At 56.7% G+C, this 13,693-nt stretch carries 16 protein-coding genes; 13 read left to right on the top strand and 3 right to left on the bottom strand.

Annotated elements, in window-relative coordinates:
- Positions 1–245: 245 nt before the first annotated feature.
- The 9 genes from BVH06_RS25620 (at position 246) to BVH06_RS23895 (ending at position 5,628) form a co-directional block, all read left to right on the top strand.
- A complete protein-coding gene (locus BVH06_RS25620; protein ID WP_139315722.1) occupies positions 246–653 on the top strand; it encodes a hypothetical protein in 408 nt (135 codons plus the stop codon).
- A 75-nt stretch (positions 654–728) separates the two neighbouring features.
- A complete protein-coding gene (locus tag BVH06_RS25615; RefSeq protein WP_139315721.1) occupies positions 729–1,445 on the top strand; it encodes a hypothetical protein in 717 nt (238 codons plus the stop codon).
- A 99-nt stretch (positions 1,446–1,544) separates the two neighbouring features.
- Positions 1,545–2,384: a hypothetical protein gene (locus BVH06_RS25610; protein ID WP_139315720.1), complete on the top strand. Its 840-nt coding sequence runs from the start codon at positions 1,545–1,547 to the stop codon at positions 2,382–2,384.
- An 86-nt stretch (positions 2,385–2,470) separates the two neighbouring features.
- A complete protein-coding gene (locus tag BVH06_RS25605) occupies positions 2,471–2,737 on the top strand; it encodes a DUF4337 domain-containing protein (RefSeq protein WP_139315719.1) in 267 nt (88 codons plus the stop codon).
- A gap of 696 nt (positions 2,738–3,433) precedes the next feature.
- Complete coding sequence (locus BVH06_RS23910; RefSeq protein ID WP_075935700.1) at positions 3,434–3,736, top strand: hypothetical protein; 303 nt, start codon at positions 3,434–3,436, stop codon at positions 3,734–3,736.
- Entirely contained in the window at positions 3,681–4,037 is a 357-nt protein-coding gene (locus BVH06_RS26410) for a nucleotidyltransferase domain-containing protein (RefSeq protein WP_371915316.1), read from the top strand. The genes BVH06_RS23910 and BVH06_RS26410 overlap by 56 nt, the downstream gene beginning before the upstream one ends.
- A gap of 105 nt (positions 4,038–4,142) precedes the next feature.
- Positions 4,143–4,469 carry a barstar family protein gene (locus BVH06_RS23905; protein ID WP_075935699.1) on the top strand — a complete coding sequence of 109 codons (327 nt, stop codon included), beginning with the start codon at positions 4,143–4,145 and terminating at the stop codon, positions 4,467–4,469.
- Positions 4,470–4,695: 226 nt separating this feature from the next.
- Positions 4,696–5,109 (top strand): GFA family protein, encoded by a 414-nt coding sequence (locus BVH06_RS23900; RefSeq protein WP_075935698.1) that lies wholly within the window; start codon positions 4,696–4,698, stop codon positions 5,107–5,109.
- A 60-nt stretch (positions 5,110–5,169) separates the two neighbouring features.
- Positions 5,170–5,628, top strand: a complete 459-nt coding sequence (locus BVH06_RS23895) for a hypothetical protein (RefSeq protein WP_075935697.1) — start codon at positions 5,170–5,172, stop codon at positions 5,626–5,628.
- A 108-nt stretch (positions 5,629–5,736) separates the two neighbouring features.
- Here the strand turns inward: BVH06_RS23895 and BVH06_RS23890 are convergent, their stop codons facing one another.
- A complete protein-coding gene (locus BVH06_RS23890) occupies positions 5,737–6,054 on the bottom strand; it encodes a CcdB family protein (protein WP_075935696.1) in 318 nt (105 codons plus the stop codon).
- Positions 6,054–6,299: a type II toxin-antitoxin system CcdA family antitoxin gene (locus BVH06_RS23885; RefSeq protein WP_075935695.1), complete on the bottom strand. Its 246-nt coding sequence runs from the start codon at positions 6,297–6,299 to the stop codon at positions 6,054–6,056. The genes BVH06_RS23890 and BVH06_RS23885 overlap by 1 nt, the downstream gene beginning before the upstream one ends.
- A gap of 179 nt (positions 6,300–6,478) precedes the next feature.
- Here BVH06_RS23885 and BVH06_RS23880 point away from each other — a divergent pair, with 179 nt between their 5' ends.
- Positions 6,479–8,680 (top strand): OsmC domain/YcaO domain-containing protein, encoded by a 2,202-nt coding sequence (locus BVH06_RS23880; RefSeq protein WP_075935694.1) that lies wholly within the window; start codon positions 6,479–6,481, stop codon positions 8,678–8,680.
- 231 nt (positions 8,681–8,911) lie between these two features.
- Positions 8,912–10,648 (top strand): BCCT family transporter, encoded by a 1,737-nt coding sequence (locus tag BVH06_RS23875; RefSeq protein ID WP_075935693.1) that lies wholly within the window; start codon positions 8,912–8,914, stop codon positions 10,646–10,648.
- 88 nt (positions 10,649–10,736) lie between these two features.
- Here the strand turns inward: BVH06_RS23875 and BVH06_RS23870 are convergent, their stop codons facing one another.
- Positions 10,737–12,191: a carboxylesterase gene (locus BVH06_RS23870; protein WP_075935692.1), complete on the bottom strand. Its 1,455-nt coding sequence runs from the start codon at positions 12,189–12,191 to the stop codon at positions 10,737–10,739.
- A 144-nt stretch (positions 12,192–12,335) separates the two neighbouring features.
- On the opposite strand from BVH06_RS23870, the gene trxC reads away from it, so the two are divergent.
- Positions 12,336–12,770 carry a thioredoxin TrxC gene (gene trxC / locus BVH06_RS23865; protein WP_075935691.1) on the top strand — a complete coding sequence of 145 codons (435 nt, stop codon included), beginning with the start codon at positions 12,336–12,338 and terminating at the stop codon, positions 12,768–12,770.
- Positions 12,771–12,883: 113 nt separating this feature from the next.
- Entirely contained in the window at positions 12,884–13,681 is a 798-nt protein-coding gene (locus tag BVH06_RS23860; protein WP_075935690.1) for a universal stress protein, read from the top strand.
- The last annotated feature ends 12 nt before the right edge of the window (positions 13,682–13,693 follow it).

Raw genomic sequence — 13,693 nt, 5'->3', positions numbered from 1 at the left:
TCAGCAGTACCGATGAATTAACTATCGAAGATCAATCGGAGCAGCGAGCGCTTTGGAACCTATGCTGCCTTTTCGAAAAGCACTTATCAGTCCCATTTGATGCTAACTACGCCGAAACTTTGCGTGCTGCGCAAGACAGGCTCAGAGATGAGTGTTAATCATACCTAACAATGCGCTCAAAGCGCCCACTCCGTTCGCTGGGGCCGGCGAAGCCGGCCCCTTAGCTTAATCGTTAGGGAAAACACATGAGTACCACTGTGTTTCTTCAGAAATTTGAACAAGGCGCGGAAATACCACTTCCATTTGAAAAAGTTATAAATTTCCTTTCTAATTATGGAGTGATCGGCAAAGGGGATGGCGGGTATGAGGTCACGTTCCCTCCTGACGAAATAGCTGATGTAGCTAATCTTGTAGGAACTGAGCAGGAGGGGATTTTCTGCATAGGCATTGAACGGCCTGTTTATGGTAATTCTTTCCGAATATTTGCCTTCGAAACAATGCAAAGATTTAACCTTATATTCTTTGATGACGCCCTAGAAGATATTTACGTTACGACTCACAGAATCTCCGACATACCATCGAACATATTGGAAGAAAGCCAGAGTGGTGCCACTGTTATTACTAGCAATAGTCAAATATGGCCTATTCCCTAACAAACGGTTCAAACCATTCGCTTCGCTCTCTGGGACGGGCTAAAGCCCGCCCCTTAACCAAACGTTAGGTTGCAAATGGCAAATCGATCTTATATCTGGAACACAGCAACACCAGACGCCAATCCTTGGAATCATTTGAATAGTTTAAAGCGGGGCATTGAATTCGTTGAAATTGCTGATGCATCTAATAGAATTCCTGTTCCTTGGCTTTGTTGTTTTAGAAGGGCAGAGCTGAACAAAGTCAGTATTCCACTTGAACCTCATGACAATGGCTTCCAACCTGAACCATTGATTTTCGAACTTCCATGGATTGAAGTTTCTACTGCGCAAAAAAATCTTCAGGAAAGCCTTCACATATTTCAAGAGCTAACTGGCGACTTGCTCCTAGGAGAAGGCTATTGGGATTATGCCTGTAGAGGTCTCGTAGACCTTCCCCTGCCATACTTAGTGCTTAACCCGATAGATGTTTTCTTTATGAATGATCCATTGGAAGAAGCTGAAAAATTCGCAAAATGTTTACGCGATCCTTCTGGCTCAATAGAGCTAATTAAGCATTTATCGTTTTTTAATGAATACTTTCCGGCATACCCTGCACATGACTTTTATTCTTTACCCTTCGGCGAGCTAAATCATCAAGCCCGCCTAGGATCATCCAGAGCTTTAGATGCGGCATATTTGGGAAAGAACAATTGGTACTGGCATCGGGCAATTGAACAGAAGCATCCCCCGCCCGAGCCTCCAACGCAGAACAAAGCAACTTGCAAAAAAAAGCAATGGTGGCGTTTATGGTAGAACCTAACAACTGGTTTAAATCGCTCACTCCGCTCGCTGGGACGGGCTAAAGCCCGCCCCTTAACCAAACGCTATGTTGACTATTGAAGGAATATGCGCATGGATAAAGATTTTTTATTGGTCAAACAAAAATTTATTGGGAATCTCCTCGCTCGATATGGCTTTTGGCATTACTTGACTCCGCACCAACTTCAAACATGGACGAACAACGGAGCTGAATCAAGACACTCACTTATTACTGGAATGCCCGAACCCATAGCTCTTTCTCCCCTAGAGCATCTAACAATAATGCCCTTGGTTTTTGACTATCTAGACGTGACAATATCATTAAATCTCGGACTAAGTGACGAGCCTTTTAAAACAAAACTAAAGATACTTGACGAAAAATCAGGCAACGATCTAATTTCACGACTCACAGTAGCAATATATGAAAACCTATCAAAAATAAGAAACAAGCTACTGCACCAAAAAGGATCAATATCTGAGTGCGGAAAGAAAATAGTAATTATCGAAAATGAATTATCTCTCGATCTAAGCTCGATGCATCATATAAACAGCCTAGCCGCACTGCTAAGCAAAAATTTAAAAAATAAAAAACAGCTATGCCTATATGAGAAGTCACTAATTTTATCTTCATATAAATCAGCTTTCCCCGAGCCTAATCAATCCATTATAGAATCTGCAGACTCAGAGGGCGCAATTGATATTCATGCGTCCATTATGAGATATACGGTAGATATGCGATCAAAAGAAATCACCAGCTTCGAAGATTTAAAAGACCACCTCCTTAATCGCTTTGTAAATGAGGAAGGAAAATTAATAGGGAATACAAATTTTCTATTCAAATATAACGAGACTGAACACTCAATACCTGGCGAATATTTATATAGAAACCCAAGAATCACCAAAAGCGACATTGACATATGGGCGATCGGGTAACACACATAACAATTAGTTCAAATCGCTCGCTCCACTCGCTGGTACGGGCTAAAGCCCGCCCCTTAACCAATCGTTAGGTGAAAATCATGAACAGCACTCATGACCATCCTGCATACCAAGAAGGAAAGAAAGATTACTTCATAAACAAAGGAAAGTATGAGAATCCTTATCCTCCTGGCTCCCTAGAGCATGATGTTTTTGAGCGCGGCTGGTCTCAAGCACTAAAGCGAAATCCGGAAATAACAATCAGAGAAGCCAAGAAAATTCAAAAATATCAACCCCAAGCAGAATCTGAAAAAGAACAAATACGAAACAAGGCAAAAGAGGCTTACCTAAAGAGCAAGGGTGATTAACCAGCGCCCCTAACAACTGGTTCAAACCGTTCGCTTCGCTCACTGGGACGGGCTAAAGCGCGCCCCTTAACCAAACGTTAGAGCCATGACCAAAATGGGAATATCAGTATTAGCCGCAAATATGGACAAGGGATGGGCCACTTTGGTCGCAGCGACATTGGCTGCATTAGTTTCTATTGTTAGTCTGATTGTCTCAGTAATATCTTCACGCTCACAGTCAAAACTATCAAGCAGACTAACAGAAACAACAAACATTGGTAAGGAAAGCCGAGAATACAAACTAAAGCAACTGACTAATTTTTACGACCCTTTGTACACACTACTCTCCGCAAACAAAAACATTTTCGAGCGAATAGGCCCTCTGTCAAAAGCACGAAGAAGTGGCAAATTCAATGACGAGGAAACAGCTGAGGTCTGGCAGAAACTATCTAATGAAGTAGTTGTGCCAAACAACTTGCGCGCATGTGAAATAATTCAAGAAAACCTTCACTTTCTTACGAGCGATGATGATGAGTCGCTATACCTTGAATTCATAACGCACGCGCATGCTTATAACGTTTTCAAACAAGGTGCCTACGAAGCATACTCTCTCTTCCCATTCCCCCGAGATATTCTTTCAAGCGTGAGGCGTTCAAGGACATCGATACGCGACGACCTATCATCCGTATATGGACTTATCCAAAAGAGAAGTAAATAATGGCACTAATCAATTCACTCATGCGCTACAAAATGGAGAAAAGAATTTCTTCATTCAACATGATTACCGCAAAAAAAGCAGAGATACTCCTCCCCAACGGTTCATCATTTCTCATTTACATGTCCGACCAATACATAATTGGCGAGACGGAAATCCAAGAAGCAATTCAAGCACCAAAAGCAAATTTTATTATATATAACAATTGGGACAATATAGCCCAAAGCGCAATTGACCACGCACGTAGAAATGAAGTTGAAGTACATAAATTCGGAGCATTCGGGCATAAACTTGATGAGATGTAATTCGAGTCATGACACATTACTACAATGGCTTGCTATAAGAATATCAAGGCCCTTCGTGCTTGAGGCATGGCTGTACGGCTCGTACGTACACAATCCTACGAATGCAAATGACATAGATATTTTAGTTGTCTACATTAATAGTGAGTCACAAGCAATGCTGGAGCTGCGACAATCGATCGAGGCAGAATCTATAAAGTCTCTCGATAAACCTACACACTTCTTAACAATAAGTGCCACCGAGAAATCAAATAACAGTGATTTCTACTCAAGAGCCACGCTACGTGGCATACGTTTTATTTAGCATGAACACCTGCGCAGCTCTAACTAGTGGTTCAAACCGTTCGCTGCGCTCACTGGGACTGGCTAAAGCCCGCCCCTTAACCAAACGCTAGGTGACGTAAGAGCCATGTTGCGAATTGATGCCAACGAGATCACAGACAAGAACTCATTCCACGCAGTGTTTGCTTCGGCATTTGGCTTCCCTGAGTTTTACGGGCGCAACATGGATGCGTGGATTGACTGTTTGACCTATTTGGATGATCCGGATTCAGGAATGACAATGGTGCACGTTGCTCCAGGGCAATGCCTTCCCTTGGTCGTTGACCATGCAGCAGGGCTAAAGTCGCGGTGCCCGGAGTTGCTCGAAGCGCTCGTTGAGTGCGCGGCGTTTGTAAACTGGCGACGTATCGAAGCTGGTGAGGAGCCTGTATTGGCGCTTGCTTTATACGCGTAAACCGCCTAACTCAGGCATTAGAGCCATCCCCACGCTTAAAGCTATCTCCCGCTGGTATACCGGAACGACCAAAATACAAGAGCTCGAAAATGATCCGCACAGCTCTGTATGAAAAATCGATAGGGTCAAAATCGATAGGGTCAGAGTCATTGATTGCGCTTCCCGGAAGCAATCAATCTGATAATACCGACTCAATCAACACTTTTGCCCAGCCCAGGTAACCACCATGAAAGTCCACGGTAGCTGCCACTGCGATGCCATTGCCTTCGTCGCGGAAACGGACCCGCAACTCACCAGCGTGTGCCATTGCCATGATTGCCAGAAGCTCACCGGCACGGCGTTTCGGGTGTCGACGCCGGCGCTGCCCGGTACGTTTTCGCTGCTGCGGGGCACGCCCAAGGTGTATGTGAAGGTGGCAGAGAGCGGTTCGCGGCGGGCGCAGGCGTTTTGCGGCGACTGTGGTTCGCAGTTGTTCACTTATGACGCCGACAACCCGACCACCTATGGCTTGCGCGTAGGCGTGCTGGCCGAGTCGCGGCAGTTGCGCCCTACCTGGCAGAAGTGGTGCGAAGCGGCGCTGCCTTGGGTGCAGGACCTGTCAGCGCTGGAGAAGGCGCCGCGCAACGATCGTCAGCGCTGAGTCCGCGCCCGAACACCTGTCCACCCAGCTGTTTCATCCATCGCCCAGTAGGTCAATGCCATGCACTGCCATCAACTCACCCTGTTCGCCGACTACTACCAGTTCTATCTGCAGGACAAAACGGCCTCTGGCGACCTGTCCCAAGCCTGGAGCCCCGAAGCCGTCGAACGGATGCTAACCGTGGCCGATGGCGTGGTGGGCTTCGGTACGCTGCGCAATATGCAGGTTGGCGTGACGCTTGAAATGCTGGAGGAGCCGCCGGCCTCGGATACTGCCGGCTTCGATCATGTCGTCGAGGGATCGCTCGACGCACGCAGCGGCACCCTGGTGGTCGCTGGCTGTACGGATTATTTCCCGGACGCGGCGCGCTTCGCCCTGGCTCCGGGCACTTACCGGGTGCGGCTGTCCATTTCCGGCGCCGATACGCTTTCCGAGGACGGGCTCGAGGGAGAGGATCACTACCTTGTGCAGCTATGGCAGGCACCGTTGGCCGAGCCGGCGGTACTCAAGCAGGGCTGACGATCAGCCGATGGATTGGCCGGTGGCGTAATCCGTGGTTCACCGTGAACCACCTGGTCACGCGGATCGAGGCCTCAGCCCACACGGCTTCTACATCGCGCACTTCGCTCAGATGCCAGTGATGAGCAGATCGAGCGCCGCGATGATTTCGTCACGCCGCGCAGTTAAATCCACCACCATGGGCCCCAGCTGTTTGTTGGCAATACCGGCCATTTGCGGCGTCATCATCACGTAGGGCTCACCCTCGATTTCAAATCGTGGCGTGAGGGTTTTCAGCAGTTTTCCCTGCAGAGTGCTCGCCGCGTAGAGCGGCACCACGACCCGCGTGCCGAGTTCGGCGAGCAGGTTGCTCTGTACATCGAGCAGCAAGGGCACGGCGGCGCTGGTGGCAGGATTGGTGTTTTCATAAACGGCAAACTGCGCCATCAGAAGCTCCGCAATTCGTCACTGAACACGCCATTGGACTCTACATGCTCATTGTAAGCAGTGATGGCCTGACGGTTGTCTGCCAGCCATTGCTCACGTTGCTTTTCCTTCAGCGCCTGGGCCAATGCTTTCTCCAGCGTGGCGGAGAGGTTGATATCGAGGGACTTGGCTTTGTTGAGCAGATCTTCATTGATGCGAAGGTTGGCCGCTCGTTTCGGGGCATTGAGATCGTATGAAGGCAGCATGAGAATTTCCTTGCCGAGCAATGCGCATAATCTATGCGCACAAACATTCTCGGTAAAGCGGCTTTTCAAGGCATTCGGCCAAGCGGCCACCACTCAGCCGCCATCCAGGCCCCGCACGAGACTTCCTGGCCAAAACCCGGATAATGCCGGCCATTCGTTTTGCTTGCCGGTGCCGCCCCATGGAAATCAAGGTCAATTTTCTCGACAACCTTCGCCTCGAAGCCAAGTTCGATGACTTCACGGTGATCGCCGATCAGCCGATCCGCTACAAGGGCGACGGCTCGGCGCCGGGGCCGTTCGACTATTTCCTGTCCTCCTCGGCGCTGTGCGCGGCGTACTTCGTAAAGCTGTACTGCCAGACGCGGGACATCCCCACCGAGAACATCCGCCTGTCGCAGAACAACATCGTCGACCCGGAAAACCGCTACGCACAGATCTTCAAGATCCAGGTCGAGCTGCCGGCGGACATTTCCGAGAAGGATCGCCTGGGGATTCTGCGCTCCATCGACCGCTGCACCGTGAAAAAGGTGGTGCAGCAGGGCCCCGAGTTCATCATCGAGGAGGTGGAAAACCTCGACGCCGATGCCCAGGCGCTGCTGATGCCGGTGACCGATACCACCACCCATATCCCGGGCAAGGATCTGCCGCTGGAGCAGACCATCGCCAATATGTCGGGCCTGCTCGCGGACCTGGGCATGAAGATCGAGATCGCCTCCTGGCGCAATATCGTGCCCAACGTCTGGTCCCTGCACATTCGCGATGCCCAGTCGAACCTGTGTTTCACCAACGGCAAGGGCGCGACCAAGGAAAGCGCCCTGGCCTCGGCGCTGGGCGAGTTCATCGAGCGGCTGAACTGCAACTTCTTCTACAACGACCAGTTCTGGGGCGAGGACATCGCCACTGCCGAGTTCGTCCACTACCCCAACGAGCGCTGGTTCAAGCCGGGCCCGAAAGACGCGCTGCCCGAGGAGATTCTCGACGAGCACTGCCTGGCGATCTACAACCCGGATGGCGAGCTGCGCGGCTCGCACCTGTACGACACCAACTCGGGCAACACCCTGCGCGGCATCTGCTCGCTGCCCTTCGTGCGCCAGCGCGATGGCGAGACGGTGTATTTCCCGTCCAACCTGATCGAGAACCTGTACCTGTCCAACGGCATGAGCGCTGGCAATACCCTGGCCGAAGCCCAGGTGCAGTGTCTGTCGGAGATTTTCGAGCGGGCGGTGAAACGCGAGATTCTCGAAGGCGAGCTGTGCCTGCCGGACGTGCCGCAGGACGTGCTGGCCAAGTACCCGAGCATCGTTGCCGGCATTCAGGGCTTGGAGGAGCAAGGCTTCCCGGTGCTGGTCAAGGATGCCTCTCTCGGCGGTGAATTTCCGGTGATGTGCGTGACCCTGATGAACCCGCGCACCGGCGGCGTGTTCGCTTCCTTCGGCGCCCATCCGAGCCTGGAAGTGGCGCTGGAGCGCAGCCTCACCGAACTGCTCCAGGGCCGCAGCTTCGAGGGCCTCAACGACCTGCCGCAACCGACCTTCGACAGCCTGGCGCTGACCGAGCCGAACAACTTCGTCGAACATTTCATCGATTCCAGCGGCGTGGTGTCGTGGCGCTTCTTCGGCGCCACGCCGGACTTCGAATTCGTCGAGTGGGATTTCTCCGGCCAGGGTGCAGATTCCAATGAACAGGAAGCCGCGACCCTGTTCGGCATCTTCGAAGACATGGGCAAGGAAGTCTACGTGGCCACCTTCGATGAGCTCGGCGCCAACGCCTGCCGCATCCTGGTGCCGGGCTACTCGGAGATCTACCCGGTCGAGGACCTGGTCTGGGACAACACCAACAAGGCCCTGCTGTTCCGCAAGGACATCCTCAATCTGCACGCCCTGAGCGACCGCGAACTGAAGTCGCTGCTGCGTAACCTGAACAACACCGAGGTCGACGACTACACCGACATCACCACGTTGATCGGCGTCGAATTCGACGACAACACGGTGTGGGGCCAGTTGACCATTCTCGAGCTGAAGCTGTTGATCAACCTGGCGCTGAGCAAGTACGACGACGCCAAGGAACTGGTCGAAGCCTTCCTGCAATACAACGACAACACCGTCGAACGCGGCCTGTTCTATCAGGCAGTGAATGCCGTGCTGGAGATCCAGCTGGACGACGAGCTGGAGCTGGCCAACTTCGAGCACAACCTGCGGCGCATGTTCGGCAACGAGCGCATGGACGCGGTGATCGGCTCGGTAGACGGCAGCGTGCGCTTCCATGGCCTGACACCGACCAGCATGCAGCTGGAGGGCCTGGACAAGCACCTGCGCCTGATCGACAGCTACAAGAAACTGCACGCCGCCCGCGCCAGAGCCGCCGGCCTGGCCAGTCGATAAGCCAGCCACAAGCGTCAACGGGAAAGCACCTTCGGGTGCTTTCTTCGTTTTTGCGACAGCAAAAGGTCGTTACAAGAACGGCGCGGGGCGTTAACAGACAGGGGCGGCGAGTGGTGGGTACGCATCATCGTCCACGCGAACTCGCGCGCACCGTGCAAGCGCGACAGGCCAGGGCATGCCTCAACTTGCGTGACGAGACCAACAAGAACCCATAGAGGGCACTCAGCAGCCATGGCAACCCAAGGCGATGAAACACCGGAGCTTGGTATCACCGACCCGTCACAGACGGAGGAAGCCAGGCGAGACCGTTACCTGGAAGGCAAGCTGGACTGGATCGTGTTCGGTTTCACCAGCCTGCTGGCCCTGGCCTTCGTGGCCTGGGGCTTTCTCAACCAGGCCAGCCTGGCGAAGAGCGCCGCCACGGCGCAGAGCTGGGTCATCGTCAATTTCGGCTGGTTCTTCGTGCTCACCTCGACCATCTTCGTGGTCTTCGTACTGTGGCTGGCGGCCAGTCGCTACGGCAAGATCCCCCTCGGCAAAGACGGCGAAGAGCCGGAATTTCGCACCACCTCATGGATCGCCATGATGTTCAGCGCCGGCATGGGCATCGGCCTGATGTTCTTTGGCGTGGCCGAGCCGCTGTCCCATTACGTCAGCCCGCCGCCGGGCACCGCCGAGGCGCAGACCAACGCCGCCATGCAGGTGGCCATGGCGACCACGCTGTTCCACTGGAGCCTGCATCCCTGGGCGATGTACGCCATCGTCGGCCTGGCGATCGCCTACGGCACCTTTCGCCGCGGCCGCTCGCAGCTGATCTCGGCAGCCTTCAGGCCGCTGATGGGCGAGCACGCCAACGGCCCGATCGGCCGCGCCATCGACATGATGGCGATCTTCGCCACGCTGTTCGGCTCGGCCGCTTCGCTGGGCCTTGGTGCCCTGCAGATCGCCGGTGGGCTGGAGTACAACGGCTGGGTCGAGGAACCCGGCAAGCTGTTCTACATCGGCCTGATCACCCTGCTGACCGTCGCCTTCGTGGCTTCGGCGGTGTCGGGCATCGACAAGGGCATCCAGTGGCTGTCCAACACCAACATGGTGCTGGCCCTGCTGCTGGCCGCTTTCGTGTTCGTCGCCGGCCCGACCCTGCTGATGCTCAACCTGCTGCCGACCTCCCTGGGCGACTACATCAACATGCTTCCGGAAATGATGGCGCGCACCAACGCCAGCGGCGGCGACAGCATGGACAGCTGGCTGTCCAGCTGGACCGTGTTCTACTGGGCCTGGTGGATTTCCTGGACGCCGTTCGTGGGCATGTTCATCGCCCGCATCAGCCGCGGCCGCACCATTCGCCAGTTCGTAACCGGCGTGCTGCTGGTGCCGAGCCTGGTCAGCCTGGTGTGGTTCGTGATCTTCGGCGGCGCCGGCATCGACGCGCTGCGCGAAGGCGTGTTCACCCTGACCAACGGCGCGGTAGACAGCAACATAGCCCTGTACGAGCTGCTGGAAAGCTACCCGTTCATCTCCATCAGCTCGGTGCTGGTGATGATCCTGGTGGGCATCTTCTTCGTCTCCGGCGCCGACGCGGCGTCGCTGGTGATGGGCACGCTGTCCGAACACGGCACCACCGAGCCCTCGCGCGGCACCATGATCTTCTGGGGTGCGCTGACCGGCGCGGTGGCCGCGATCATGCTGGCCATCGGCGACCCGAGCGATCCGGGCGCGGCCCTCACCGGCCTGCAGAACCTGACCATCGTGGTGGCGCTGCCCTTCGTGGTGGTGATGGCCCTGCTCTGCATCGCCCTGTACCGCGACCTGCGCAAGGACCCGATGATGCTGCGCGACCTGCGCGGCAGCGAGCTGATCGAAAAGGCCGTGCTCTACGGCGCGGTGAAGCACGGCGAAGAGTTCTATTTCGTGGTCAAGGAAAAGAAGGACAAGGGTGATGCGGCCGAGGAGCAGCCGAACGCCTGATACCCCGCTCTAGGACACAGATAAATGGCTGAATGCGGGAGACGAGGTTAACGCTGTAATTGTGGGAGCGCATTTCTCCATAAATCAGCTAATACGCCCGCAATCCCCCATGCTCGCGCAGCCGCTCGATCATGTAGGGATAGAACGGGTTCGAGGTCACCCGCTGCAGCGCCTCCATGCTCACCAGCAGCACACCGCGCTCGCCACGCACCGACAGCGCGCCGAGGTGCACGCCGTAATCCTCCGGCTCGTCAGGCTGCAGCCCATACAGCGAATCGCTCAGCGGAAATGGCAGGGCGACGTGTGACAGCGAGAACACCTCACGCGGGAAGGCCAGGCCGATGGGCCTGAGCTGCTCCTCGGTGGCGCCAGCCTCGAGGGTCCGCGCGGCAGCATCCAGGGTGTCGGGTGACACATTGCCGATCAGCGTGGTGCGATAGCGCCGCGGCGCAGCCGGCAGCAGGTCCTCTGGCGACTTGGCATGGGCGCCCAGCAGCGGCCCGAAATCGACGAAACGGTTGAGGTCGAACAGCACCAGCTCGCTGCCGTTGGCTGGCAGCTGTGCATACAGAGAATCGACCACGGCCGGGGTGCTCACGGTGTAATCGACCAGCGACTGGAAAGTGAGCACCGGCGCCAGCTCGCTCAGGGCATTGCGCCCGGCGAGCACGGCGATCTGTTCCTGCAGCGCGGCGGTGAACAGGTACGACTGCCGCGCCGCATTGAGGGCGAAGGAGTTGTATTTGAATGGGTTGTACTCGGGCAGCACATCCAGCCAGGCCGCCTTGGCGAATGCCGGGAACACCGCCGGCAAGCCGGCCAGCCCGGCGAAACGGGCGTAGCCGGCCACACCGATCATCGGCGAAATCAGCGTCAGGCGTGTCGGGCGGGCCAGCTCCTCGTTGCCCAGGGCATCGAGGGCGTACTTGAGCGCCAGGCCGCCTCCGGCCGAATAGCCGACCAGTTGCAACTCGTCGCCCGGCGCGGTCAGTCGTGCCGCTTCGCGTACTGCCAGGCGGGTCGCAGCGAGCCAGTCCTGCCAGGTCACGCGGGTCAGCGCCCCGGGCGTGGTGCCATGCCCGGGCAGGCGCAGCCCGACCACCACGAAACCGGCATCGCGATACAGCCGGGCGATGTGCCGCAGACTGTAGGGCGAGTCGGTCAGCCCGTGCAACATCACCGCAGCACCTTTGGGCTTGCCCTCGGGCTCGAGCACGTAGGAACGGTTCCAGTCCCACTCGAAACGCGAGGCGTTGAGCGGGCTGTCGGCGAAATAGCGGTTGTCCGGCACTCGCTCGGCATCGTCCAGGCGCTGGTAGACATTGCCGGGTAGTGCTGCGAACAGGGCCTGTTCGGCGAGTAGATAATCCTGCCAGCTGGCGGCATCGAGCTCGTCGGCGCTCAGCTCCCGCGGCACGAAGGTGTGCCAGGCGCCTAGATCCGGTTTGTTGTGGGCGTCGTAGATACGCAGACCGAAGAACGTCAGCGCGATCACCGCCACCACCAGGCCGCCCAGGCGCAGCCCTCTTTTCACCGCCTTCATGCTCGCCTCCCGGGCCGCCGCAAACGACTCATCATAACCCCCGCCCGGCAAAAACGCCGGCACCGTCCGCCATTGTGCGTACCTTGCGATGGCGCGCCATAGTCCATAGGCTTCGGGCCGACATCCTTGCATTCGGAGCCCGTCATGAGTGACTCAGCGATCATCCCCTGCCCCAGTTGCAGCAGCCTCAACCGCATTCCCGTGGCGCGCCTGGGCGAAGCACCGCGCTGCGGCCACTGCAAAACCGAGGTTTTGCCGGGCGCACCGTTCGAACTCGACCAGGGCAACTTCGCCAGCCAGCTCAAGGGCGACCTGCCGCTGCTGGTCGATGTCTGGGCCGCTTGGTGCGGCCCGTGCCGCAGCTTCGCGCCGACCTTCACCCAGGCGGCTGGCGAACTGCGTACCCGCTGCCGCCTGGGCAAGCTGGACAGCGAAGCCAATCCGCAGTTGTCTGCGCAGCTGGGCATCCGCTCGATTCCCAGCCTGATCCTGTTTCGCGACGGCCGGGAAGTCGCCAGGCAAAGCGGCGCCCTGCCCCTGCCGCAACTGCTCGCCTGGCTGAACGCCCAGGGCGTTTGAGTGAGCCGCAGCGAGCCGGCTGACACCTGACCTTGCCACCGGTCAAAAAGCCGACTAATCCAAGGAAGGATGATCGTGGCGTAAAGCCCGGTAACAACACGGCAGGAGGCGCCATGTTCAAGCACATTCTGATCGCCCATGACCTGCGGGGCACGGCCGACCTGGCGTTGCGCCGGGCGGCGCAACTGGCGCAGCAGCACGGCGCGCGTCTGAGCGTGTTGCACGTACTCGACCCCGCCGCGAGCGAGCAGGCCCACGACCAGTCGCGACAGGTGCTGGACGCCAGCATCAGCCAATACGCGCCACCGGGCAGCGCCCTGCACTTGCGCAGTGGCAAGCCTTCGGAAGTGGTGCTGCAGCATTTGCAGGAAAGCGACTACGACCTGCTGGTGCTGGGCGGGCATCTGGAACGCCACGAGTTCTTTTCCGGCACCAGCCTGGATCGCATTGCCCGCAACTGCCCAGTGCCACTGTTACTGGTCGCCCACCCGAGTTCAGGCCCCTATCGGCAGGCGGTGGCGGCCATAGACTTCTCGCTGTGCGCCTGCAGCGCCCTGGCCGGCGCCCACGAGCTACTCCCGCAAAGCGCCGAGCTGCACGCCGTTCACGTGTTCGAGCCGGACAAGGGCAGCCGCGAACAGGTCGACAACCAGTTGCAGATTCAGCAGGCACTGATCGACCAACTGTTGACGGACGAAGCGCAGAAACTGCCGGCGGCCGGCCCGACGATCAGCCACGCCGTGCATCAGGGCGGCATCCTGCGCTGCCTGCAGGAGCAGCTCAGGGCCCGCTGCAGCGACCTGCTGGTACTTGGCAGCCATGGTCGCGGCGCGCTGAGCCAGGCGCTACTCGGCAGCCTGGCCCAGCACTTCCTGCACAAGGCGCCGTGCGACGTGTTCGTGGTGCGCTAGTCACGAACCCGG

Origin of the sequence: Pseudomonas sp. PA27(2017) (genome assembly GCF_001945445.1) — a bacterium.
Lineage (GTDB): Bacteria > Pseudomonadota > Gammaproteobacteria > Pseudomonadales > Pseudomonadaceae > Aquipseudomonas.
Note: the sequence above shows the minus strand (reverse complement) of the source record. Positions and strands in the feature narration are given on the sequence as shown.

Coding starts and splice junctions, on each gene's coding strand:
- BVH06_RS25620 (WP_139315722.1), top strand. CDS start 246: ATGAGTACCACTGTGTTTCTTCAGAAATTTGAACAAGGCGCGGAAATA.
- BVH06_RS25615 (WP_139315721.1), top strand. CDS start 729: ATGGCAAATCGATCTTATATCTGGAACACAGCAACACCAGACGCCAAT.
- BVH06_RS25610 (WP_139315720.1), top strand. CDS start 1,545: ATGGATAAAGATTTTTTATTGGTCAAACAAAAATTTATTGGGAATCTC.
- BVH06_RS25605 (WP_139315719.1), top strand. CDS start 2,471: ATGAACAGCACTCATGACCATCCTGCATACCAAGAAGGAAAGAAAGAT.
- BVH06_RS23910 (WP_075935700.1), top strand. CDS start 3,434: ATGGCACTAATCAATTCACTCATGCGCTACAAAATGGAGAAAAGAATT.
- BVH06_RS26410 (WP_371915316.1), top strand. CDS start 3,681: ATGAAGTTGAAGTACATAAATTCGGAGCATTCGGGCATAAACTTGATG.
- BVH06_RS23905 (WP_075935699.1), top strand. CDS start 4,143: ATGTTGCGAATTGATGCCAACGAGATCACAGACAAGAACTCATTCCAC.
- BVH06_RS23900 (WP_075935698.1), top strand. CDS start 4,696: ATGAAAGTCCACGGTAGCTGCCACTGCGATGCCATTGCCTTCGTCGCG.
- BVH06_RS23895 (WP_075935697.1), top strand. CDS start 5,170: ATGCACTGCCATCAACTCACCCTGTTCGCCGACTACTACCAGTTCTAT.
- BVH06_RS23890 (WP_075935696.1), bottom strand. CDS start 6,054: ATGGCGCAGTTTGCCGTTTATGAAAACACCAATCCTGCCACCAGCGCC.
- BVH06_RS23885 (WP_075935695.1), bottom strand. CDS start 6,299: ATGCTGCCTTCATACGATCTCAATGCCCCGAAACGAGCGGCCAACCTT.
- BVH06_RS23880 (WP_075935694.1), top strand. CDS start 6,479: ATGGAAATCAAGGTCAATTTTCTCGACAACCTTCGCCTCGAAGCCAAG.
- BVH06_RS23875 (WP_075935693.1), top strand. CDS start 8,912: ATGGCAACCCAAGGCGATGAAACACCGGAGCTTGGTATCACCGACCCG.
- BVH06_RS23870 (WP_075935692.1), bottom strand. CDS start 12,191: ATGAAGGCGGTGAAAAGAGGGCTGCGCCTGGGCGGCCTGGTGGTGGCG.
- trxC (WP_075935691.1), top strand. CDS start 12,336: ATGAGTGACTCAGCGATCATCCCCTGCCCCAGTTGCAGCAGCCTCAAC.
- BVH06_RS23860 (WP_075935690.1), top strand. CDS start 12,884: ATGTTCAAGCACATTCTGATCGCCCATGACCTGCGGGGCACGGCCGAC.